At 44.9% G+C, this 23630-nt stretch carries 25 protein-coding genes; 9 read left to right on the top strand and 16 right to left on the bottom strand.

Annotated features, from left to right (window positions below):
* Nucleotides 1-45: 45 nt before the first annotated feature.
* The 7 genes from QUB39_RS03760 to groES form a co-directional block, all read right to left on the bottom strand.
* Entirely contained in the window at nt 46-231 is a 186-nt protein-coding gene (locus tag QUB39_RS03760) for a hypothetical protein (protein ID WP_333209737.1), read from the bottom strand.
* Entirely contained in the window at nt 231-890 is a 660-nt protein-coding gene (locus QUB39_RS03755; RefSeq protein WP_333209735.1) for a glutathione S-transferase family protein, read from the bottom strand. The genes QUB39_RS03760 and QUB39_RS03755 overlap by 1 nt, the downstream gene beginning before the upstream one ends.
* A gap of 61 nt (nt 891-951) precedes the next feature.
* Complete coding sequence (locus QUB39_RS03750; RefSeq protein WP_333053002.1) at nt 952-1320, bottom strand: hypothetical protein; 369 nt, start codon at nt 1318-1320, stop codon at nt 952-954.
* A gap of 27 nt (nt 1321-1347) precedes the next feature.
* Nucleotides 1348-1707, bottom strand: a complete 360-nt coding sequence (locus QUB39_RS03745; RefSeq protein ID WP_333053003.1) for a hypothetical protein — start codon at nt 1705-1707, stop codon at nt 1348-1350.
* 113 nt (nt 1708-1820) lie between these two features.
* Entirely contained in the window at nt 1821-2003 is a 183-nt protein-coding gene (locus QUB39_RS30505; RefSeq protein WP_445243105.1) for a DUF6888 family protein, read from the bottom strand.
* Between the two features lie 192 nt (nt 2004-2195).
* Nucleotides 2196-3836, bottom strand: a complete 1641-nt coding sequence (groL, locus tag QUB39_RS03740; RefSeq protein ID WP_333046934.1) for a chaperonin GroEL — start codon at nt 3834-3836, stop codon at nt 2196-2198.
* A gap of 138 nt (nt 3837-3974) precedes the next feature.
* Nucleotides 3975-4286, bottom strand: a complete 312-nt coding sequence (gene groES, locus QUB39_RS03735; protein WP_332945088.1) for a co-chaperone GroES — start codon at nt 4284-4286, stop codon at nt 3975-3977.
* A gap of 379 nt (nt 4287-4665) precedes the next feature.
* Here groES and QUB39_RS03730 point away from each other — a divergent pair, with 379 nt between their 5' ends.
* The 7 genes from QUB39_RS03730 (at nt 4666) to QUB39_RS03700 (ending at nt 11332) form a co-directional block, all read left to right on the top strand.
* Nucleotides 4666-5091 carry a ferredoxin gene (locus QUB39_RS03730; protein WP_333209731.1) on the top strand — a complete coding sequence of 142 codons (426 nt, stop codon included), beginning with the start codon at nt 4666-4668 and terminating at the stop codon, nt 5089-5091.
* Between the two features lie 648 nt (nt 5092-5739).
* Nucleotides 5740-6390, top strand: coding sequence for a response regulator transcription factor (locus tag QUB39_RS03725; protein WP_015174512.1), 651 nt, complete (start codon nt 5740-5742; stop codon nt 6388-6390).
* Nucleotides 6391-6728: 338 nt separating this feature from the next.
* Nucleotides 6729-7250, top strand: a complete 522-nt coding sequence (locus tag QUB39_RS03720; protein ID WP_006633075.1) for a LabA-like NYN domain-containing protein — start codon at nt 6729-6731, stop codon at nt 7248-7250.
* A 329-nt stretch (nt 7251-7579) separates the two neighbouring features.
* Nucleotides 7580-9220: a 2-isopropylmalate synthase gene (locus QUB39_RS03715; protein ID WP_333053009.1), complete on the top strand. Its 1641-nt coding sequence runs from the start codon at nt 7580-7582 to the stop codon at nt 9218-9220.
* A gap of 142 nt (nt 9221-9362) precedes the next feature.
* Nucleotides 9363-10163 carry a class I SAM-dependent methyltransferase gene (locus QUB39_RS03710; RefSeq protein WP_333053011.1) on the top strand — a complete coding sequence of 267 codons (801 nt, stop codon included), beginning with the start codon at nt 9363-9365 and terminating at the stop codon, nt 10161-10163.
* 393 nt (nt 10164-10556) lie between these two features.
* The gene (locus QUB39_RS03705) at nt 10557-10871 is read left to right on the top strand and encodes an antitoxin family protein (RefSeq protein ID WP_333053013.1); all 315 of its coding nucleotides are present in this window, start codon (nt 10557-10559) and stop codon (nt 10869-10871) included.
* Nucleotides 10865-11332 (top strand): type II toxin-antitoxin system VapC family toxin, encoded by a 468-nt coding sequence (locus QUB39_RS03700; protein WP_333053015.1) that lies wholly within the window; start codon nt 10865-10867, stop codon nt 11330-11332. Before QUB39_RS03705 ends, QUB39_RS03700 begins: the two co-directional genes overlap by 7 nt.
* A gap of 219 nt (nt 11333-11551) precedes the next feature.
* Here QUB39_RS03700 and hisC read toward each other — a convergent pair whose 3' ends face one another.
* The 4 genes from hisC to QUB39_RS03680 all read right to left on the bottom strand — a co-directional run bounded on the left by hisC (nt 11552) and on the right by QUB39_RS03680 (nt 15717).
* Entirely contained in the window at nt 11552-12598 is a 1047-nt protein-coding gene (hisC, locus tag QUB39_RS03695; protein WP_333209728.1) for a histidinol-phosphate transaminase, read from the bottom strand.
* Between the two features lie 75 nt (nt 12599-12673).
* Nucleotides 12674-13387, bottom strand: coding sequence for a glycerophosphodiester phosphodiesterase family protein (locus tag QUB39_RS03690; RefSeq protein WP_333053019.1), 714 nt, complete (start codon nt 13385-13387; stop codon nt 12674-12676).
* A complete protein-coding gene (locus tag QUB39_RS03685) occupies nt 13384-14238 on the bottom strand; it encodes an alpha/beta hydrolase (RefSeq protein WP_333053021.1) in 855 nt (284 codons plus the stop codon). The genes QUB39_RS03690 and QUB39_RS03685 overlap by 4 nt, the downstream gene beginning before the upstream one ends.
* A gap of 177 nt (nt 14239-14415) precedes the next feature.
* The gene (locus tag QUB39_RS03680) at nt 14416-15717 is read right to left on the bottom strand and encodes an esterase-like activity of phytase family protein (protein ID WP_333053023.1); all 1302 of its coding nucleotides are present in this window, start codon (nt 15715-15717) and stop codon (nt 14416-14418) included.
* A 21-nt stretch (nt 15718-15738) separates the two neighbouring features.
* Between QUB39_RS03680 and QUB39_RS03675 the strand changes: the two genes are divergently transcribed.
* Nucleotides 15739-17073: a tetratricopeptide repeat protein gene (locus tag QUB39_RS03675; RefSeq protein WP_333209725.1), complete on the top strand. Its 1335-nt coding sequence runs from the start codon at nt 15739-15741 to the stop codon at nt 17071-17073.
* Between the two features lie 70 nt (nt 17074-17143).
* Here the strand turns inward: QUB39_RS03675 and QUB39_RS03670 are convergent, their stop codons facing one another.
* Together QUB39_RS03670 and QUB39_RS03665 are read right to left on the bottom strand one after the other, a co-directional pair.
* Nucleotides 17144-17665: a GNAT family N-acetyltransferase gene (locus tag QUB39_RS03670; RefSeq protein ID WP_333209723.1), complete on the bottom strand. Its 522-nt coding sequence runs from the start codon at nt 17663-17665 to the stop codon at nt 17144-17146.
* 81 nt (nt 17666-17746) lie between these two features.
* Nucleotides 17747-18271, bottom strand: a complete 525-nt coding sequence (locus QUB39_RS03665; protein ID WP_333209721.1) for a GNAT family N-acetyltransferase — start codon at nt 18269-18271, stop codon at nt 17747-17749.
* Nucleotides 18272-18480: 209 nt separating this feature from the next.
* Between QUB39_RS03665 and QUB39_RS03660 the strand changes: the two genes are divergently transcribed.
* Nucleotides 18481-20532 (top strand): ABC transporter ATP-binding protein, encoded by a 2052-nt coding sequence (locus QUB39_RS03660; RefSeq protein ID WP_333209757.1) that lies wholly within the window; start codon nt 18481-18483, stop codon nt 20530-20532.
* Nucleotides 20533-20727: 195 nt separating this feature from the next.
* On the opposite strand, the gene QUB39_RS03655 is transcribed toward QUB39_RS03660, so the two are convergent.
* From QUB39_RS03655 to QUB39_RS03645, 3 genes are all read right to left on the bottom strand, one after another.
* Nucleotides 20728-20946 carry a hypothetical protein gene (locus QUB39_RS03655; protein WP_242720424.1) on the bottom strand — a complete coding sequence of 73 codons (219 nt, stop codon included), beginning with the start codon at nt 20944-20946 and terminating at the stop codon, nt 20728-20730.
* A gap of 144 nt (nt 20947-21090) precedes the next feature.
* The gene (locus QUB39_RS03650; RefSeq protein WP_333209719.1) at nt 21091-22308 is read right to left on the bottom strand and encodes a DNA double-strand break repair nuclease NurA; all 1218 of its coding nucleotides are present in this window, start codon (nt 22306-22308) and stop codon (nt 21091-21093) included.
* A 414-nt stretch (nt 22309-22722) separates the two neighbouring features.
* A complete protein-coding gene (locus QUB39_RS03645) occupies nt 22723-23517 on the bottom strand; it encodes an HAD hydrolase-like protein (protein WP_333053032.1) in 795 nt (264 codons plus the stop codon).
* Nucleotides 23518-23630: the final 113 nt, after the last annotated feature.

Below are 23630 nucleotides of genomic sequence, written 5' to 3'. Positions count from 1 at the left end.
ATTGCTTCGATGACTTACCCAGGAATAACTTATTTCTGTCGCGAGTCAGAGTTTTGCTGCGATATCTTTGGGGTTGGAGACGGTAATTTTGCGATCGCCCAGGAACTGTTTGACGTTAATTGATTCGTAGTTCGATCGGGCGGCGGGCTGCCCCATTGCTGCGATGGGAATTTGGATGCAGGCGATAACAGCTAGGAAAAAGAGCGCTCGCTTGACAATTGATGGGTTCATCAGGCTTGAGATTGTGCGAGAAACTTTTGTCTCCGAGATGCGAAAGCCGCCAAATCTGCCTCGGTGAATTGAGTTTGCTGCCATGAGGGGCGGGCAAGCAGTCGATCGCACCAAGCTTTAATTTTAGGATAGCCGTCTAGGGACACACCAACCCAAGATAGCAAGGGCACGACGGTGCCGGCAACGCACTCGGCAAAGGTAACACTGTTGCTAGCGAAAAAAGGGCGATCGTCCAACAAACCTTCAAAAAATGTCAGCACAGTATTGACTTTTTCCTTAGCCTTTTCTATTACTTGAGGTTCAGGAGTTCCCCAGCCCATTTTTTCACTGCTGAGGGGGTAAAGTGCCGGCGCAAGTTCGTTAACCGTGACCAATTCTACCATTTTCACAACTGCCAAATCTTGCGGATCTTTCGGCAGCATTGCCGGTTCTGGATACTTCGTTTCTAGATAGTCAAGAATTGCCAGAGACTCGAAGACGGTGAAGCCATCATCGACCAAAACAGGGATGCGGTGAAAAGGATTCATTGCCACAAATTCAGACTGCAAGTGATCGCCGTCCAAGTGGATTTCTATTAATTCAAAGTCGAGGTTTTTTTCTAAGAGGGCGACCCAGACGCGGCGTGAGTTGGCGGAAATGGGAGTGTGGTAAAGTTTCATGGCGGTTGCTATAATCAAAATATCATCATAACAAACTTCTAAAGATGCTATAATTGGCTGATTATTGGCTGATAGTGACTTCCTGACGCACAGACGAGGTAATAGCCTCTACTAGAAATAACCGCTCGCTAACTGACAATTTAAGCGTTAATTTTACTAATTCTTGAAAAGATAAATCTTGTGGATTTTCCGAATAATTATCATTTCGATAGGGCGAAAAACTATCATCAGAACTTAAAGGTTTGGTATTCTGATCTAAAGTTGTCGTCATGTCTGCGTGGAGAAGCTCTAAAAATTCAAGATCGTTCCCTAGATCGGCAGCCTCATCCTCATCTACATCTTCAATTACTTGCAAACGTTCTTGATAGGCATTGATTTGATGTTCAATGGCTTCTATAATAAACCTTAAATCTTTAAATGATAGATTCATGTTAGCTTACTATCCTATAAATCACCTCTACAGGTAGTATGAGGGCTCGATTTCAGAGTCATCGTCAGAGGTACGTTCGGCACGAATCTCGTCCATAATTTCCTGAAAATCTGGATCGTCTTTAAACACACCCGCAAATTGCATCCAGGTGGGTTCTGAAGCCTGAATCGGTACTTCCCAGGAAATAGCTTCAATATGCTTAAGTCTTTCTAACAAAGTGGTTTGAAGTTGGGTAATGGCTTCTTCCCGAGTTGCTGCTTCAACTCGACAGTGCGGAAACTCGAAAACAGAAGCAGAAACCTGTCCTGATGAGAGAGTTTCTAACAGGAGTGTCACTTTCCATTGGCTAGATGGTTGGGATTGCAATACATTTAAGCTTGTTACCATGTTTAAATCACGCTTTTTAAGTGCTGTCTTGATTGTATCGCAGAAAAAAAAATCCCTCACCATTTCAGGCAAGGGGCGATCGCTTTTTTAGAGCTAACTCGTCTTCAGTTGCTCTAATTTTTGTCTAACAAAGAACCATCGCGATCGATTTCTATCTCTATATTATCTCCTGCCAGTATAAATAGATTACCTGTTCGCTCGTCTAGGCAGATGAAAACAGGGATGGTGAATTTATTGGTTAAGGATTGACATAGTATGACACACTTGATGCTTTGTTCAGCAGTTGGCAGGTTCATTTTAACTCCAAAAGTTTTCATTAACGGTTACGCGGGGTTAGGTTTTTGGGTATAACCTAGCTGAGTACAGAGGCACGGGCCCTTAGAGATTGTGCGTTTAGTTAATGTCGCTTTAGAGTTGTTATGCCTATGCTAAAAACCGTTACCAATATAACAGGGCAGGCCCTAAAGCCCGCCCCATCAAACTATCGATTAATAATCGAAGTCGCCGCCGCCCATGCCGCCGCCAGCGCCTGCAGCAGCGCCATCCTTCGGTTCAGGCTTGTCAACGACGATGCACTCGGTTGTCAGCACCATACCAGCAATAGATGCGGCATTTTGCAGAGCAGAACGAGTCACCTTCGCAGGGTCAACGATACCAGCTTCAAACATATCGACAAACTCATTTGTCGCTGCGTTGAAACCAACGTTGAACGGCTTTTCTTTGACGCGCTCAGCAATCACAGCGCCGTTCAAACCAGCATTTTCAGCAATCCGCTTCAGAGGAGCAGCCAGAGCCCGTGCCACAATCAAAGCACCGGTCAATTCTTCGCCCTTCAGGCTGCTGTTAGCCCACTCTTCCAATTGAGGAGTCAGGTGAGCCAAAGTTGTACCGCCACCGGGGACAATTCCTTCTTCTACAGCAGCTTTGGTAGCGTTGATCGCATCTTCAAGACGCAGTTTGCGATCCTTCATTTCTGTTTCGGTAGCCGCGCCGACTTTGATCACTGCGACGCCGCCAGCCAATTTGGCCAAACGTTCTTGCAGCTTCTCTTTGTCGTAGGAAGACTCGGTTTCGTCCATTTGACGGCGAATTTGTTCGCAGCGGGACTTGACGGCGGCTTCGTTACCTTCGGCAACAATTGTGGTGCTGTCTTTGGTGATGGTGATGCGGCGGGCTTTGCCGATCATGTCGAGCTTGGTGTTTTCCAGTTTCAAACCGGCGTCTTCGGTGATTAGTTGACCGCCGGTCAATACGGCGATATCTTCTAACATGGCTTTGCGCCGATCGCCAAAACCGGGTGCTTTAACAGCAGTCACGTTCAACACACCGCGCAGTTTGTTGACAACGAGGGTAGCTAGAGCTTCTTTCTCAATGTCTTCTGCAATGATCAACAGCGGGCGGCCGGAACGAGCTACTTGTTCGAGCACAGGTACTAAATCTTGTACCAGAGCAATTTTCTTGTCTGTCAGCAAGATGAACGGTTCTTCGAGAATCGCTTCCATCCGTTCGGTGTCGGTGACGAAGTAGGGAGAAATGTAGCCTTTGTCGAAGCGCATCCCTTCGGTGATTTCCAATTCGGTGGTCATAGACTTCCCTTCTTCCAGGGAAATCACGCCTTCCTTGCCCACCTTGTCCATTGCGTTGGCAATCATTTGGCCGACTTCATCGTCGTTACCAGCAGAGATGGAGCCGACTTGAGCGATGGCTTTGGAATCTTCTACTTGTTTGGCGTGTTCGGCAATTTTTTCTACCAAAAAGGTGGTTGCTTTGTCAACACCGCGCTTGAGGGCGATCGCATTTGCGCCGGCTGCTACGTTACGCAGACCTTCTTTGACCATGGCGTGAGCCAAAACGGTAGCAGTTGTGGTACCGTCGCCTGCTGCGTCGTTGGTTTTGGAAGCTGCTTGACGGATCAGGGCAACGCCTGTATTTTCTACGTGGTCTTCTAGTTCGATTTCTTTGGCGATGGTAACACCGTCATTGACGATTTGAGGAGCTCCGAATTTCTTTTCGAGAACCACGTTGCGGCCTTTGGGGCCGAGGGTTACGGCCACTGCTTCGGCCAAAATGTCCATACCGCGTTCGAGGGCGCGACGTGCATTTTCGTTGTAGATGATACGCTTAGCCATAGTTTTTGGGGATGAGAGGGTTTGAGATTTTGGATTGGGGATGATGGATTTTAGTCATTTGTCCCGTGTCATTAGTTGTTTGGCGGCGTTCGCTTTAAACTAATGACTGATGACTAAGGACTGATGACTAATGATTAATTAGTTAACGATCGCCAGAATGTCTTTTTCGGCTAGCAAGACGTATTCGTCTGTGCCGAGTTTGATGTCGGTGCCGGCGTACTTCGAGTAGAGAACTTTGTCGCCGACTTTGACTTCCATTTCAATGCGGGTGCCATCGTCATTGCGCTTGCCGGGGCCCACGGCCGCGACTTCGCCTACTTGGGGCTTTTCCTTAGCTGTGTCGGGCAGAAGGATGCCGCCGGCGGTTTTTTCTTCGCTAGCGCTTACTTTTACGAACACGCGCTCGCCTAACGGTTTAACGGTAGAAACACTCAGTGATACTGCTGCCATAAATAAATCTCCAGATTACAGATTGTCGTGAGTCAGTCGTCAGGGGTCACGATGAAAGCAACAGCGGACTACTTACAACTGACATATTAGCACTCTCGACTCCTGAGTGCTAATTTAGCTCTAGAAAGGGGCGATCGCAACTTAGTTGTCAGTACGGGTTCCCGAACCGACAATGAGTTGGAGAGGGGGAGAGAGAGGGAGAGGGGGAGAGAGCCAGAAGCGAAAAATCCCGGATTTCGACTTGTTATGCCTTTAAAACTTGCCTCTTGTTTGCCCTCAATTTCTGAATTGTAAAAAACCTACCGTTGAGACGGGAGGGAGTGGGGGCTGTGGTGATGACTTTAGACCGCTAACCAATTACTGTTGACGAATGAATAAAATGACAGAAAATAACATGGAATCTTGCAGCCAAGGCTTGAGCGCTTGCGTCCAAAGCCTGGGAATCCCTCAAATCGAGCGGCATATTTTTATCTGTGCCGACCAAACCGTGCCCAAGTGCTGCGATCGGCAAACCAGTCTGGAGGCGTGGAATTACTTAAAAAAACGCTTGCAAGAATTGGGGTTGGACAAGCCAAGTGCCGATCGACCAACCTGCGTCTTTCGCACGAAAGCCAATTGCCTGCGAGTGTGCGCGTCTGGCCCGATTATGGTAGTCTATCCAGACGGAGTGTGGTATCGCGACGTTACTCCACCCGTGATTGAGAGAATTATTCAGGAACATCTCCTAAACTCAAAGGTGGTTCAAGAATACGCTTTCTTGACTCATCCTTTGCCTGTGCCTGCTGAGACCCAGCCAAACATTTAAGTGTAGCGCTGTTTAAAGTACAGGGTTATAGGTAAAGTGTTAAATTTAAGGTTAAGGGTGAAAAATTGAGACAGTTTCGCGTCCGGGCGATCGCACCTGCTACAGCTCAATAAAACTGTAGTTAGGTTCTTGTCTTGCTGGTGCCGCTTCCCGTGTTCCTTGTGTTTCTCAAAAGGTACAGTAAAAAAAATCGATCGCAGGAACTGAGAAATTTTGTGCAAAAAATTCTCAGTGGCAGACACTCAGGAGGTTGCCAAACTACACTAGAAACAGTTAAATACGTAAGTAGGGAGTCTGCTTAAATTTCTCTATATCAGAAGTATCATTTAAAACCGGGGCATTAACCTGAAATTGAACCATCGAGATTAAATATTTAACTTGCGCTCTGTTAGGGAATCTGCAATCAATCAAGGCTGATCTTGACAGGGCGATCGTCGATTACAGGTTTGGGCTGCGTTCGAGGTCGTAAGACACTCACAAACAGCCGTCGATTATAGGTTGGAAAGCGGTAATACCCGCCCCGCTTTCCCTCACCGCCATCCCTTCAGTCGATCGTCGTCCTCCACTCCCAGCCGGGTGGCGGGGGACTGACCGAAAAAACAGAAGTGAAAACAAGGAAGTGTGCGGGATACTTTAGCGGGAATAAACATGACAAAGGACAATAATTCAGGAGAACAAAAACGGCTGATGCTGGTTGACGACGACCCCAATTTGATCTTGCTGGTCAAAGACTACTTGGAGTTTCGGGGTTACAACGTCATTACAGCAGAAAACGGCAGAGACGCTCTGGAAAAACTAGAACAAGAAGTTCCCGACTTGATGATCTGCGACGTGATGATGCCGGAAATGGACGGCTACACTTTAGTCAAACACATCAGAGAAGACCCGCGCACGAGCTGGATTCCGGTTCTTTTCTTGTCCGCAAAAGGTCAAAGTTCAGACCGAGTAAAAGGCTTGAGCACGGGCGCTGACGTTTATATAGTCAAGCCTTTTGAACCAGAAGAACTGGTAGCCCAAGTGGAATCTTCTCTGAAAGCAGCATCCCGCTTGATTCGTCACTCAAATCCCGGTATGGAGAGTGGCCCAAAAATTAAGGCGCGCCGCAATGTCGAATTGACTCCCACTGAGTTAAAGGTGGTACAGTTGCTAGCGCAGGGTATGGCAAACCGCCAGATCGCAGACGTGATGAATGTCAGCCAGCGGACTATCGAAAGCCACGTCAGCAATATGCTGGGCAAAACAGGTCTGCACAACCGGACAGAGTTAGCTCGCTGGGCTCTTGAAAGCAAAAAGGCTTGAGCGGAGGTAGTCTGCGCTATGAAATCAGGGGAGCAACATCTACTGCTATGCGCTGGGCGTATGCCTGCTTGGCGGTAGGGCGGTGGGCGCGGTAGTTTGAAGACGCCCTTAACCTTGACACGGCAGTCGGTATTGAGTTACTAGGCGTATAGTTTGTGAGGGCCCCTCGCTCAAAAGCAAGCAGGGTTAAAAGAACCCTCTGGCGGTAGAGCCGAAAATATGAAATACTGGGGAGATGGAGTTTTCTGAAGTCTAATCTATTGCCTCAGTTAGCTCCATGTTGCTAAAATGTGATATTTAGATTAACTTCTTTCTACAATTATTAGGTCTAAGTTTCTATGACAAACTTAATGAACCGCCTTTCTATTTTTGTGGACGGGAACAATATGTTCTACGCTCAACAAAAGAACGGTTGGTTTTTTGATCCTCGCAGGGTGCTCGAATATTTCAAAACTTCGCAGCCGAATGTCATCTTGATCAATGCTTTCTGGTATACGGGTCTGAAAGACCCCCAAGATCAAAGGGGATTTCGAGATGCTTTGATCAGTCTAGGTTACACGGTTCGCACTAAAATTCTTAAGGAATATTACGACGATGCTTCGGGCAGATATTCTCAAAAGGCTAATTTAGACATAGAAATTGTGGTTGATATGTTTAATACCGTGGATCAATACGACCAAGTTGTGCTGTTTAGCGGGGATGGGGATTTTGAGCGGGCGATCGAGCTGCTCCGCTCGAAAAATACTCATATTACTGTGGTATCCACCGAAGGAATGATTGCTAGAGAGTTACGAAATGCTACAGATAGGTATATAGACCTAAATGAAATTAGGGAACATATCGAGAAGATGGATTATTAGTCAGTAGTTAGTAGTTATTAGTCATTAGTCATTAGTCATTAGTTAGTAGTTATTAGTCAGCAGTTATGGGTTATGGGTTATGGGTTATTAATTATTCGTTATTGGCGCGAAACACGGGACTGGTGCTCCCGCCAAAAAACGCATACTTGCTTTCCGATAGGAGCCACCAGTAGCCCAAAATTTTAGACTAAGGTTCAAGTTCCCAGATTCATCTGTGGAGTAAATCTCAAATCTAAAATCTAAAATCTCAAATCTAAAATCGACTGACTGGAGGCTAAAAATCCAGAAAAACGGACAAGTAAAAATCAGGAAAACACTTTTGTAGAGCTATGAAAACTCAACCAAGTCAAGACCGGATTATTATTTTCGATACGACTTTGCGGGACGGAGAACAATCTCCGGGTGCATCTCTGAATGTGGATGAAAAGCTGACGATCGCCCGCCAGTTAGCGAGATTGGGCGTGGATGTGATTGAAGCGGGTTTCCCTTTCACCAGCACGGGAGATTTCGAGGCAGTCCAAAAAATAGCCCGATCGGTTGGCACAGAAAATGGGCCGACAATTTGCGGTTTAGCGAGGGCGAGAAAGGAGGATATTAAAACAGCAGCCGAGGCTCTGAAACCCGCCGTAAATTCGCGAATTCATACGTTTCTGGCTACGTCCGATATTCACTTGGAGTATAAGCTGAAAAAGACGCGGGCTGAGGTTCTGGAAATAGTGCCGGAAATGGTGGCTTACGCTAAGTCTTTTGTGGATGATGTGGAGTTTTCGCCGGAAGATGCTTGTCGATCGGAACCGGAGTTTTTGTATCAGGTTCTAGAACGGGCGATCGCAGCGGGTGCGACTACTGTTAATATTCCCGATACTGTCGGCTATACGACTCCGAGCGAGTTTGGGGCTTTGATTCGCGGAATTAAGGAAAATGTGCCGAATATCGATCGCGCAATTATTTCGGTTCACGGTCACAATGACTTAGGATTGGCTGTTGCTAACTTTTTGGAAGCTGTGAAAAATGGCGCCAGACAGTTAGAATGCACGATTAACGGGATTGGCGAACGGGCGGGAAATGCAGCTCTCGAAGAGTTGGTAATGGCGCTTTACGTGCGGCGCCAATATTATAATCCGTTCTTGGGCCGGCCTGCGGATTCTGAGGAACCGCTGACAAATATTGACTCGCGCCAAATTTATAAAACCTCGCGGTTGGTTTCCAATTTGACGGGGATGTTGGTGCAGCCAAATAAGGCGATTGTGGGGGCAAATGCTTTCGCTCACGAGTCGGGAATTCACCAAGACGGAGTGCTGAAAAATAAGCGGACATACGAGATTATGGACGCTGAGTCGATCGGCTTGACTGAAAATCAAATCGTCTTGGGCAAATTATCCGGCCGTCACGCATTTCAGACTCGCTTGAAAGAGTTGGGTTTTGAAATGGCCGACGATGAGCTAAATAAGGCTTTTGTCAAGTTCAAAGATTTAGCTGACAAGAAAAAAGAGATTACTGATTGGGATTTAGAGGCGATCGCCAATAACGAAGTGCACCAAGCACCGGAACTATTCCGGTTAGAATTGGTGCAGGTTTCCTGCGGCGACAAATCTCGCCCGACAGCAACTGTCACTGTGCGGAATCCGGCGGGCGAAGAATTGACCGATGCTGCGATCGGCACTGGGCCTGTGGATGCGATTTACAGGGCAATTAACCGGGTGGTAAACGTACCCAACGAGTTGATCGAGTTTTCTGTACAATCGGTAACAGCAGGAATTGATGCGATCGGCGAAGTAACAATTCGCTTGCGCCACGAAGGCAAAGTATTTTCCGGTCACTCAGCAAATACCGACATTATCGTAGCCTCCGCAGAAGCATACATCAGCGCTTTAAATCGCCTGTATCAGGCATTGCAGCATAGTGCTGAAAAATCCTCGGAACAGCCAAATCTGATCAGAAATGAAGTTGTTGCAAAAGCACAGCGCTGATAAATTTATTGTCAGCCATTTTTCTTGAAACCAACCGCAGACGAACCCAGATCGAAGCAGATAAATCTCAATTAATCTGCCTTAATCCGGGTTTATCTGCGGTTTAAAATTACTTTTTTTACTAATAACCAAATCTTGAAAAATGCAAGACGAAACCTTAAAAAAAGAGCGGCAATTCCACGATGCTTGGGCATCCACAATCGATATTGACGGCATTCAAGTCAATGATTACTTTGAAGCTTGTACCGCCCCAGAAAATAGATTTATCGTCCAGCAAATGGGCGATATTACAGGCAAACGCCTGTTAGATTTAGGCTGCGGCGCGGGAGAAAACAGCGTTTATTTTGCTAAAAAAGGCGCGCATTGTGTGGCTGCCGACTATTCCCAGGGCATGGTAGACGTTGCTCTGAAATTGGCAGAGAAAAACGGCGTCAAAATAGAGGGCTGCACTGTAAATGCAATGGCGATGGATTTCCCGGACAAGAGTTTTGATATTGTTTACGCTTCTAATTTGCTGCACCATTTGCCGGAACCGGAAAAGGCAATTCGCGAAATGCACCGCGTGCTAAAACCGGGGGGAAAAGCTTGTTTTTGGGACCCGATGAAGCACAATCCCGTGATTAATGTTTACCGCAGAATGGCGACTGAGGTGCGGACGGAGGATGAAAGTCCTTTGGATATTAATATTGTGAAAATTGTTCAATCTTTGTTTTCCGAGACGGCTTACGATACGTTTTGGCTGACATCGCTGTGGATTTTTTTGCGCTTTTATTTGATAGAAAAAGTGCATCCAAATGAGGAGCGTTATTGGAAAAAGATTATCATTGAACAAGAGAGATTGAAACCGGAATACTCTCGATTGGAAGAGTGGGATAGCTTTTTGAAGAAGTTGCCTTTGATGAAGCGCTTGGCTTGGAATTTGGCTGTGGTGGCAACGAAGTAAGACGATTTTAGATTTTAGATTTTGGATTTTCGATTAAAGAATCGGGAATGACTGATGATATCAGTGGTAGGGTGCGTCAGTTTTGAGATTTTAAATCAGCGCCGAAAGTATTATTCTGACGCACCATTTGTTGTCAGGTGCGTCAGTTCCGAGATTGTTTGTTTGGAGCAAAAATAATCACAACTGACCAATAATTTCTTGATGGTACAAGCCCCCGCATTTATCCGTGGAATCAATCCAAAATCGAAAATCGAAAATCCTCAAGAAAGAGCATTTATCTCGCGCAAGTCAATTCTTTAATCTAAAATCTAAAATCTAAAATCGATTGACGCACCCTACTGAAAACTCTAAAAGAAGTACAATAAGTCAAAGCATTTAATTAAGAGGCTAATTATGCCAGAAACTATTACTGCTATCTACGAAAACGGGGTTTTGCGTCCCCTGATTCCTTTGTCATTGAATGATGGGGAAACTGTGCAAATCACAATTGTAGCGGAAGTTTCGCAGGAAGAACTCAAGGGCGATCGCGAAAAGTCGATGATTAAGATGCTTGTAGAGGGGGTGCGTTTGCCAAAGAAACAGGGTAAGCTCGATCGGGCAGAATTAATCAAGCGCGCGCAGCAGTGGCGCGAATTGATGCAAAAAATGGAACCGCTACCAGGTAAGCCTATTTCAGAAATCGTTATCGAGGATCGTGGCCCGTGGTAAATGCTTATTTTCTGGATACTAGCGCTTTAGTCAAACGATACGTGCCTGAAAAAGGCAGTGAGTGGATTTTATCGATTACCGATCCTGCTACAGATAACCATTTAGCTATTAGCCAGATTACTTGGGTGGAGGTACACAGCGCTTTTGCACGCCGTCTGCGGGATAGAAGTTTGTCTGCGGAGCGTTTTGATTTAATTGTGCAAAAAGTTAGGGAGGATTTTGAAAATGAATACCGAGTCATAGATGTCGATCAAACTTTGATAGAAACAGCCACCGAATTGGTGATGCAACATCCACTGCGGGCTTATGATGCTGTGCAATTGGCGGCTGCTTTGCGCGTTCAATATATTTTAACATCCATACCAGAAACTCAACTAATTTTTGTTTCGGCGGATAACAGATTGCTGGATATTGCTCGTTCGGCAGGGTTGGCGACGGACAATCCTAATAATTATCCGTAATCAAGCTGTTTGTAGTGAGGAATGCCAGTCCTCATACAGCGGATTCCAGGTTTATAAAGTACACCCCAGAAACCGGGTTTCTTCTGGATTTCTCGCCAGAAACCGGTTTTATTCAAGAAACCCGGTTTCTCTGTACTTCACTTACCTGGAAAGTGCTGTATCATAAAATTTTGAGGACTGGCATTCCTCACTACAAACTAATTTTAGTGCGATCGCTCTTTATAGGATTTCTTTCAAAGTTTTAACTAAGATTTGATTCTGTTCCTCCGTACCTACACTAATCCGCAATTTGTCTTCTAATCGGGGCTGATTGAAGTATCGAATCAATATTCCCCGTACTTTGAGTGTTTGATAAATTCTTTCTGCATCGCCGTTTGGTGGCCTAACTAACAAAAAGTTGGTTTGCGAGGGCCAAACTTCAAAGCCTAATTCCTGGAAGCTAACGGCTAGTTTTGCTCTGGAAGCCTTAATTTTTTCGGCGTTGGCTATTTTGTGGTCTTGATCTGCGATCGCCGCTGCCCCCACTGCATAGGCTAAAACATCTACATTATAGCTGTCTTTAATTTTATTTAATTCAGCCAGCAGCGCCGGATTTGCTATGGCCAAACCCAGCCTCAATCCTGCGAGGGAATAACCTTTTGAAAGCGTTCTCAAAACTATAACATTACTGTACGTTTCTGTCAAGTTCAAAGCATTTTCTTCGGCGAAATCTACATAAGCTTCGTCGATGACAAGAATGCCCGATAACTCTTTAGCTAGTTTCTCCAAATCTGCCACAGATAGGGCTGTTCCCGATGGGCTGTTTGGCGAAGCTACAAAGGTTACTGCCCCTCTGGCTGCTATTAATAAATCGACTGGTAACTTGTAGTCGTCGGGATAAGGAACTTCGACAAATTCTGCCTCTTGAATTTCTGCCAAAGTGCGGTACAATACATAGGTAGGCGCGGGACAAACAATCTGTTTCCCAGATTCGCCGACAGCGCGAACTATCAAGTTTAATAAATCATCGCTGCCGTTACCTACCGCAATCCAATCGTCAGGTACTCCTAAAACTTTACTAGCAGCAATGCGGAAACTTTTGCCCGTTGGATCTGGATAGCGCCGCAGCATTTCTCCGTCTATTTCCTCAAGCACTTTTAAGGCTTTGGGAGAAGGCGGATAGGGATTTTCATTAGAATTTAATTTAATAATTTTTGTGCCTAGCGGTGGCTGTTCTCCCGGCACATAGCCAGACATTTCGTGGATGCTTTTGCGAAAGTAATTCATCTATATAATTGAGTTTTGTGGAACGTGCCGGAGAGCCCGTTCTTGATAATGGTGCAAGATATCAAGTTAAACAAATTATATCAAACAATTAGTGACTATCCGCGTTATACCCAAATCAATTAACTTTTGCATATCCGCTCGATCGTCCACCGTCCAGGCTACAATGTCAACTCCCTGACTCCGGCTTTCTGGAATTAGTGCGGGGTTTTCCAGCAACACGCGGTACTGGCTGCTAATCAAATTATCCTGATGCGCCACAGCTTGAGCAAATTGAGTTTTGTATGCTTCTAGATTAGCAACAATGTGTCCGATCGCCAAATCGCCAGATAGCCGCCGCACTTGTTCCAGAAATCCATCGTTAAAGGAGGTAATAACGCATTTGTGTTGGATTTCTTCGCCCTTCAAAGTCTTGACAAAATCCGCGACATCTGCATCCGACCACTCGCAGTGCGGCTTGGCATCAAAGTAAAGAAATTTGTCAACATTTTTGAGGATAGCTAATGATTCTTTTAAGGTAGGAATTTTTTGTTGTGAAAATTCATCGCTAAACCATTTTCCCGCATTAAGTGTCTGCAATTGAGACAGGGTTGTTTCCCTAACTTTGCCAGAAACTCCAGTGATTCTATCTAATGTGGCGTCGTGAAAAATCACTGGTACGTTGTCGGCGGATAGCTGGATGTCAAATTCGATCGAATGAGCTCCACGGGCGATCGCCAGTTCAAAAGCTGCTAAAGTATTTTCGGGGGCGATCGCCGAAAATCCCCGATGTGCGATAATTTCTACATTCACTGTCTTGTACCCTCTAAAAAATCTGCCACAGTTTGATTAAAAGTTTCCGGTTGAGTCAAAAAAGACCAGTGATTCCCCGGTACTTTTGCAACAGTAAGATTTTTCAAATATCTCTTGTATGGCTGCATTTGCCAAGCCATGCGATTTACGCCTTTTTCCGGCTGTACAAACAAAGTTGGGATCTCAATATTTTCAGTTAAACCGGCAACTTTCATCACTTCTGTAAATATCTGATTTCTGGCTGTAATCGCAAATTTACTGCCCCAATTTCCGTCGGATTTTGGTTCGATTTGCTGTTGGAATACCATTTGCTGCACATCACTCCAATCTGCGAATTCTCCCGATTGTTTTGCCGCTGCTTCTGCTTGGGATAAAGTCGCAAACGGGCCCACACATTTGAGACAGTCTAATTTTCGGTAAACAATTGGCAGGGTGAGTTTCATCGCGGCGGGCATTTTGGTGATGAAGATGGGGTCTACTAAAATCATACTGCAAAAGCGATCGGGATTTTGCCTCGCCCAAATCGGTGCTAGTTTTCCCGTCCAAGAATGTCCTAAAATGTGGGCGTCTGGCCAGTTGAGATGTGCCATCAAAGCTTCTAAATCTGCGATCGCACTTTCAAAAGTATAGCCTGTTTTCGGTTTGCTACTCTCTCCGTGACCGCGCATATCTGGCGCTACAATATGATAGCGGTTGGACAAGTAATTGCCCAAGTTAGTCCAGACACACGCACTATCTGCTAAACCGTGTAACAGCAGCAAACGGGGAGATTTTTCTTTCCCTGTGTCTGGCTGCCATTCTAGGTAGGAAAGTTCAATGTCTGGTAAGTGCAAAGTATTACGAGTTGGCATAATTAGGGTATTTTATAGTTGGATAAATGTAATTTAAATTTTTTATGAACAGGCAAGATGCCTGTTCCACAAAGAGTGAATTTTTTTGTACGGTTTTCATCAACAGGCAAGATGCCTGTTCCACAAAGAATAAATTTTATTGTGGGGTGGGGTGGGCTTCTAGCCCGCCCTTCTGACTTAACCTTTGCCCTTCAAACTCAACAAGATAAACTGAGTTTTCTGCGCTTCATCAAAATTGTCATCGCTGACCAAAACTAAACTCTGGCTGCCATCTGGCAAGCGCGGGCCGAGGGTCATCCCCTCTAAATTGTACAGCGGAATTCCGAGTTGGCTTAAGTCTAGGAGCAACTTTTTCTTAACAGGTTCGACGGCCACTCGTCCTTTGAAACTCTGGATTCTCGAAGTATCTGTAGCCGCCCCAACCGCTACTTGATAAATCCTAGCGCTGTATCCCGACAGGCCAAAAGAACGTTCTAAACTCAGAATCTGACCGCCACCGATTGTCACTAATTCTGTTAAACCGTTCAAAATAGTCATGGGAACCTGGTCTAGTGTGTAAAGATTTTCTGAGACTAATTGCGGCGTTTTATCGACGATGATATAATGTAAAAGACGAAGTTTGCTTGCCTGTTCTGGGTCTAAATCTTGCATTAACGGGGCTTCCGTAGCTGCGAACAAACGAAACGGGTCTAGACCGCCTGGACTAAAGGTTTCTGGGTCGATAGTTAAAGATTCAAAACCTAAATTGTCCACCACTCCTTGCTGCTGTTTTTCATCGCTGGCATCGGGAATATAGCGCTTTGGTATCGGCAAATTTCCCCGCATTTGCCCGGTTTTGAGGTCAAATTCTCCGAGAAAAGGAGGGATGCCCACATGAGTAACGCCTTCGCTGGCGACAAATATTGAATTGCGGGGAGAAAGGGCGATGCCTTCGGGATTTATGGAACCCCAAGAGAAGGTTTCACCGTCTGATTTTTTGAGGGAGGTAACGCCGTCAACGGTAACTTTTTTCAGGCGAATATTTGCTGGGTCACTTGATGTGAGGTCGAGTCGGAGACTGTAAAATCTCGCTTCTCCGTTTTCGCTGGGGTCGTCGGAAAGAGCGTAAAAGCGATAAGCTTTGGAAGTGACTTCGCTAATACCTTTGGGATCGTAGGTAATTCCTGACAAACCGCCGACGGGTACTCCTTCAAAATTCATTTTTGGCAATTCGTACTCGCCCAAAAATTCTAGGGACAATTCTGGAAAAGAGCGGTCTTTTGCAACTGCGGGAGGGGGGGCGCAAGCTGTGCAAACAGTTAAGAGAATTAGGGCTAGACTAAATAAGCGTAAAATGCGTTGGCGAAGCCCGCCCCTACGGGGGCTACGCCAACGAAGAGGATCGCCCAGCGTCTTTAAATCCCAATAATTGCTCAGTGCGGTGACATTTATTTTGTTGCTCTTGTTGAACTGTTTGCTTTTGTGCCATCTTTGTGACATAATTTATACCGTTTTGTAGATATGCAAAACTTGATGTTTCCAGAAAAGATGCCGAATCGCGGCAACCAAATTTTAAGAATGAGAAGTTCTGTACCAATTGGGTGCTTGCTTTTCTTGTGGCTGTGTGCTGGTTCTATTGCTAGCGCCCAAACTAATCCACCAGCCCTCGATCAATTTTCTCCTAATCCTCTAGAAATTACCACACCCGATCCCCTAGCTCCTGCTAACGAATCTTTGAGCAGCACTCAGCGGGACGAACTGACAGCGGCTTTGGAAGAGTTAAACTTAGAAGCAGCGACTAAACTGCAAGCTGGAGACGGCGCGGGTGCTTTTGAAATTTGGTTCCGAGAATTGCGGCTGCGGAGGTATCTGGGCCCGGCGGCGGAAATTGCTGCTTTGAGTCGGGTGGGAAGTGTTGCTTGGAGTAATGGTAAAAACCTCGAACTACAGCTTATTACCAAACGGTTGCAAGCAATTCAAAAAGAAGTCAAATCCCAAGTACCACTTAATACTGAGTTGCTACCCGCCTTCGCTGCGGCTTTTCAGCAGGTGCGCGCTAAAGGGCCGACTGTAGAAGTTTACCAAGAAATTCTCGAAAATGCGCGCCAAAACCAAGATATATTGGCCCAAGGTCAGATTTTAAAGGCGATCGGGCTAATTCACATTAATTGGTTGAGTTACGATAAAGCTGCTCCCGTGTATGAGGAATTGGCAACTTTAATTCAGGAAAACCGCGATTTATTTGCTGCTAATTCTGCTGTGCAAACTTCTGCTGTTGTTGCGGGAAACGGCGCACCGCCACAGCCTGTAACTCCTCCAACTGAGGTAGATACTCTGAGACAGTTGGCCTATGTTTACCAGCAGTCGAAACAACCCCTAAAGGCGATCGCAGCAAGGGAAAAACTAGCCTCAGTGTATCTTAACTTACAAACTCCCAGCGCTATACCACCGCTCAAAATTGCGATCGCCAGTGATTACCAAACCATAGGTCAAATCAACTTAGCAGCTCAATACTATCAGGAAGCCTACAATTTAGCCGTCCCCATTCAACAGTATGCCCAAGCTAGCGAAGCTTTAGATAAATTAGCATTACTTTATCGATCGCAAAAGCAGTGGGAGCCGACTTTGCGGATTTATCAAATGCAGTTGCTGTTAGAAGAGCGGGCTTACAATTTCTACGGATTGATGAACACTTATGACAATATCGGTCAAGTTTATCAGGAGATGAAGGCTTACGATAAAGCTTTGGAATCCTATCAAAAAGGGTTGGACGTGGCTAAAAAATTGGGACACAGACAAGAGTATTTTGCTAAGAAAATTCAAAAAGTTAACAAGCAGTTGCAAAGGACTTCGTAGTTGTCAGCAGGAAATAATGACAAATTGCAATGTGAGTAATTTAAATGCAGTAAGGTGTGCAACGCACGCCTTACAAAACTACTTTTGCCTGGTAACTTTCTCGCGATATAGAATAATATAGTACATCAGTTTCGTAATAACGAGCATTTTTTTCATATTTCATGCCAACTTTCTGTATTACCCGCTGGGAGGCGATATTTTCTGGGCGGGCGATCGCAACTATTCTATCCAGATTTAATATTTTAAATCCATAATTTAGACTAGCAAAAGATGCTTCTGTCGCCAATCCTTGATTCCAATAAACTTTGTCTAGCGCATAGCCCAGCTCAACTTCCGGTGTCTGGTCTAGAAAAGCCAGTCCGCAGCGACCAATCATTTTACGGTCTATTTTATGTACTAAAGCCCACATTCCGAAGTTGTTTTCTGCCCAACGTTTGAGCATGGTATCAATGGCGATTTCTGTTTCTTCTCTAGTTTTAACTCCTCTCAAGTATTTCATTATTTCTGCATCACGGTAAATACGGTACAGCTCATTTAAGTCGTCGGGCGTAAATTGTCTCATATACAATCGGGCTGTCTCTATTTCTTGCATGATTAATATAATTTTTACCACTAGATTATGATACCAGTTTTGATAAGTCTTGCTACAAAAATAGTGGTTGGATTTCCTTTCTCAACTCAACTCAATTACTTTTGACTGGTAGATTTTTCGCGAGATTGAATAATATACTCGATCGGAATGGTCTAGGTTATGCTGGTATCTCATCCCCACTTTTTCCATTACCCGCCGCGAGGCGAGGTTTTCGGTATGTGCAACAGATCCAATTTTTTCTAGTTTCAATACTTCAAATCCATACTTGAGGCTAGCCGCTGTAACTTCCGATGCTAAACCTTTCCCCCAATACGCTTTTGCTAACACGTAACCGACTTCTACTTCAGGTGTTTTGCCTAAGAAGCGAAGCCCCCCATCGCCGATCAATTGGTTATTTTCTTTATAGACAACAGCCCACAAACCGAAAGCGTGTTTTTCCCAATCTGCGATTATCTCAAATAAATCTGCTGCTGTTTCTTCTCTATTTCTGACGCCTTCGCTCAAATACTTCATCACTTCTGAATCGCTGTAGATGCGGTACAGCTCATCTAAGTCGTCTGGCGTAAATTGTCTCAGATACAATCTGGCTGTCTCTATCTCTTGCATGATAAATATAAGTTCTATCAGTAGATTATAATACCAGTTTTGTCAGCATACAAACATTTTGGTTGGGTTTCGTTCCTCAACCCAACCTGCTGTTACAAGAAAACACTCTTTGTGAAACAGGCATCTTGCCTGTTACTGATAGTAGTGCCAAATATTCATTTTATTTGTTACAATTATTAACTAGATATATTGTACAGTTTTTGCCATCAATGACTATTTCCTCACCAGTAGCAGACACCAAAAACAAATCCGGCCAGGAAACAGACTGGCGGTTATTCATGAGGTTGGCATCTTACGCAACCCGCAGCAAACGCTTGCTGATTATTTCGATCGTACTATTAGTACCGCTAGCAGTCTCAGGAGCAATTCAACCCATTCTCATCGGACAGGCAATTTCGGTAATTCGCTCGGAACCTACCTACGAATTCTTGCGGGGAGTGCCTCTATCTGCTGCATTGAATATTTTGGCAGTTTTGCTCATGCTAACTATAACACTTAGATTAGCACTGCAATCACTTCAAGGGTATTTAGTCACTAAAGTAGGGCAAATAATTACTACAGATATTAGAAATGATTTGTTCGCCCACGTCACCTCGCTAGCAGTGAGATTTTTCGATCGCACTCCTGTCGGTAAATTGATGACTCGCCTCACCAGCGATGTAGAAGCTTTGGGAGAGGTTTTTTCTTCAGGGGCGATCGGCATTGTCAGCGATTTATTTTCAATTTTAGTAATTGCCATTTTCATGTTTACCATGCAGTGGCAACTAGCTTTAATGTTAGTGCTGATGATGATACCAATTACCGCAGTTATAGTTTATTTTCAGTACCAATATCGCATAGCAAATTACAATACCAGAGAAGAACTTTCCGAGCTCAACGCCCAACTGCAAGAAAACCTTACTGGTATTGGCGTAGTGCAGCTATTCCGGCGCGAAAGCTTCAATTCACAATTGTTTCGTGTCACAAATAAACGCTACATTAAAGCAGTTGACAAAACTATATTTTACGACTCAGCCGTATCTGCGACATTAGAATGGATTGCTTTAGTGGCGATTGCAGCCGTTTTGTGGATGGGCGGCCAAAGAGTTTTAGCCGGTAATCTTAACTTCGGTACTCTCTCGGCATTTATTTTATTTGCTCAGCGTCTCTTCGATCCGCTGCGGCAATTTGCTGAGAAATTCACTGCAATTCAAGCAGGATTTACCGCTGTCGAACGCATTAGCGATATTCTCAACGAACCGATCGAAATTAAAGATCCAACTAGCGGGAAGAAGGAAGAAGGAATAGGGAAGAGGGAAGAAGGAAGAGGGAAGAGGGGAGAAGGAAGAAGGGCCGGTTATTCACCGTTGTTGATAACTGGACATCCAGAGGCAACTGCTTACAACTTGTCTCCGTTCGATCGAGAATTGGCAGATAATCATCAAAATCCAGCAAGTTCAGAATATCGTTTAGTGCCTAACAATCCCCAATCACCCCCCGCCAATCTCACCTTGCTAAGGGGGGGAGAAAATGCCAAATCGCAGAATTCTGAATCGGGAGAAATCCAATTTGACAACGTGTGGTTTGCTTACAAACAAGACGAATATGTCCTGCAAAACCTCAATTTCACCATCAAATCCGGCGAAAAAGTAGCATTAGTCGGCCCCACTGGTGCGGGCAAAAGTTCGATTATCCGTCTCCTGTGCCGCCTTTACGAGCCTAGCCGAGGACGGATTCTGGTAAATCATGTCGATATTCGGGATTTGCCTCAAGCAGAGTTACGCAGGCACATAGGCGTGATTATCCAAGATGGCTTTCTATTTGCTGGTGACGTGAAGAGCAATATCAGCCTGGGAGAAAGTTACTCGATTGAGGAAATTCAAGCAGCAGCAGAAAAGACAAATGTTGCCCGTTTAATCGAACAGTTGCCTCAAGGTTATGACACGCAATTGCGGGAACGGGGAACCAATCTTTCGGGGGGACAAAAGCAATTATTAGCGTTTGCTCGCGCCGCTATTCGCAATCCCAGTATCTTAGTTCTAGACGAAGCAACTGCTAGTTTGGATGTGGGAACGGAAGCTTTAATTCAAGAAGCTTTAGAGCGTTTGATGGCTGACAGAACGGCGATAATTATTGCCCACAGGCTCTCGACTATCCGAAATGTCGATCGTATTTTAGTGCTCAAACGCGGGCAGTTAGTAGAATCTGGCAGCCACGAAGAGTTGTTGCAGCAACAAGGGTTGTATGCCAGTTTGTACAATTTGCAAATGCTGGGAAGTTAATATCTGAAGGAAGAAGGAAGTTCGGCAACGGATTTTGTAACGGATGTAACGGATGTAACGGATGTCCGTCCAATGTCCGTCGGAAGAGGGAAGAAGGAATAGGGAAAATTCTCGGAATCCTCAGATACCCGGCTTCTGGAAGAAGTCGGGTATCTAAAAGAATCTAAAATCTAAAATCTAAAATCTAACATCGGCTCACTTGCCCGAAATCATTTTCCCCAGGGTTTCCGGCAAGTGAATTATATGTTGGAAAAGCTGATTTGGGCCGATGCCAAACAATAACTGCATCGCCAGCACAATTGCTGCTAAACCAATCGCTGTACCGATGCTGGCTTTCAACACTTTAAAAGCCCAATTAAAGACTAGCCAAGATACAAGTAACGAAGCAATTAAGATAATTAATTCTATTGGCATATAACATTTTTAACTTGATTTTAACTCTACATAACTTACGCATCAATACCAAAGAAACCGGGGTTTTTCTCTGTGTTAAAGGCTTAAATGCAGTATTTCCGTAAAAACGCGGTTTCTGCGTCCAAGACTACTCTACTTATTACTTTAAGCAATACTGCCGCGCTTCCGTGTTTCCTTATAAGAAATTCCGACATTTTTTAAGCCGGCTTTAATCATTTGCTGCTCTAACAAAGCGAAAAAGCGACTGCGATCGCCCCCCGTGACTACCGCTTGATTGTGAGCTTCTGCTAGCGTCACCGGATACCCGCCGCCTTTGTGTACTTGAGCCAGCATCATTCCTAATGCTAAATCTAGCTGGGCTATATCTTGTGCTACCCATTCCGGCACTTCTATTCTAGCAATTTCTGTGCCAACGTGAACGTAACAGAAATAGACGGAATTAACACCGTACAAATCTAAAATTCGAGCTTGGGATTTCCACAAAGGGCTTCTTTGTCCCGGTGACAGGATTGTTGCCCACAAGATGGCATCCCGCAAGGGTTCAAATTCTTGACAAGGTGCTTTATCGGCGAAAGAAATTGTGGCGGCAAATCCGACGTTCGGGCAATTTGTCATGCAGTCTGGTACTTCGTGGGTGCAAGCTTCAAACCGTAAAAAAGATAAGCTTTCGCTGCTGCGAGAAGCGCTTAAGTATCCTAACAGGGGAATTCCTGCTAAACGCAACTTGTCCCAAGCTTCTAAAATTGGCAGCAAAATTTGATCGCGCGCTTCGCTGGGTAACTGTTCCAAAAACCAATAAATCAGGGAACCGTCTACCATTGCTAAAGCTGGCGCGGGCAATTTATTGTCGTTAACTTTTGCCCAATTGCAGCCCATTTCTGCTAAGGCCATTGCTTCGGAAACTGCTCGCCGGTATCCCATCCATTCTTCGGTTCTAATTCCCCACTGTCGCGAACCGTACAAGTCTTCTGGTTTGTAGAAAACCTCGGGTACGCTGTCTAAAACTGGGTGGCGGCTTTGTCCGTAGTGCAGCATGACTGTGCCGACGTTTAACAGGTAGCAGTAGGCTATTTCGTGATGGTTGGGGGAAATTTGCGATCCGTCTGTGGCAAAGACTGTGTGGGCGGCGGGGGGTGCGGTGATGTAGGTACGATCGGACAATGGCTCGATCGGCGTGGCAGCATTGAATAAAGTGCGATCGCGCCAATTCTCTTGCAATTCCACCAATTTTTCCTGTTCCGCTGCAGCCTTTACCAGCAAATTCTGAGCCACTTCCAAACGTTGGCGAGCGGCAGCCGCTTCCACATTCAAATGTTGGCTCATTCCCTGCATTGCCTTGGCTGCTTTAGTTAAATCGAGCATGGGTTTTAAGTCTCAATATTAGAAAGCTTTCAAGCTGATAAATTATCAAAACACTTTTCAATTTTTTGGTTCCGAATCTGGTTTTTTTGTGATAGACGCGGTTTAATTAACTAAAACACTTCGTGCGTGCGCGCCCCCAGAAATAGTAAAAAAACCAGGTTTTTGAGGTCAAGAGTACCTGCAATAGTCTAAAAAAAAACCTTTTTTTTTTGTCGATCGGCTTGCTTTTTTGAGAAATTTCTGTTATATTTATCTTATAATCGGATGGTGGCAAAAATAATATTTTTGCCACCATCCCATTATATTAAAATACCATGTCTACGCCGCAAAAGTCAACCAAAAAAATGTAAATTTTTGTGATTTTTTTTAAAATCTGAAAAGCGAAAAAAATCACCACTGTGAACAAATCTAACATCAACAGTCGATCGGCAGCCAATCGGCAAAATCTCCGGCAAACTGCGACAGAGAAAGCAATTGAACTGGTGGATTTTGAGCCACAGATTCCCGTTCTGGCAAAGTATTGTAACCCCAATCAGCCAAAAATAACCTCACCTGAGATAAATCCGGCTGCTGCTTCACCGACAGCAAAGTTTTTAACCTGTCTTCCACAAACCAAATAGTCGAATCTTTGCCAGACGCAGCCAAAAATTCCCGCAAAATTTGGTGTTTCGGCTTGTTGTATTCCTTACCAAAAATTAACTCCTGCGGCATTTGTACGCCTGCTAGCTGCAAAAGTTCCCGCACAAAACGGCCTTCCTTTGTAGTGACGATCGCCACTTTCACAGAACTCCCTTGCAACGAATGCAAGCGATCGGCAACCCCTGGATAAAAGCGGTGCAAAGACAGCCACCCAGATAAATCCTCAGCAATCCAATTATCGCGCAATCCGTCTAACATAGCACCGACAGATTGCGCTTTTAAATTATTTTCGGTCAACAAATACGGTACTATATTGGGCCACTCTAGCAAAATTTGCTCTGGAGAAATTCCTGTCAGCAGTGCGCGGATTAGCAGTGGCATTTCCCAACCGGTTTCGATGGCGGGCCGCACTCGGTAAAAACTCAAAGCTAAATCTGGATCGGGCACTGTTTCGACTGGTTTCCAGATTTGACAGTAGGTACGCCAAGCGGTTTGGAAATATTCGATTAGTCCGTCACAAATCACACCGTCAAAATCAAGAGCTAGAATTGTCGGAAAGTTATTAGCCATCAATCGATTTTAGATTTTAGATTTTGGATTTTGGATTGAAGAATTGAAGAATTGGAGAATTGAAGAAAGCGATATCACTGATGAATCCGGGGACTGGTTATCGGATAGTATTT

The organism is Microcoleus sp. AT8-B5 (assembly GCF_036705565.1).
In the GTDB taxonomy this organism is placed as follows: Bacteria; Cyanobacteriota; Cyanobacteriia; order Cyanobacteriales; family Microcoleaceae; genus Microcoleus.
Note: the sequence above shows the minus strand (reverse complement) of the source record. Positions and strands in the feature narration are given on the sequence as shown.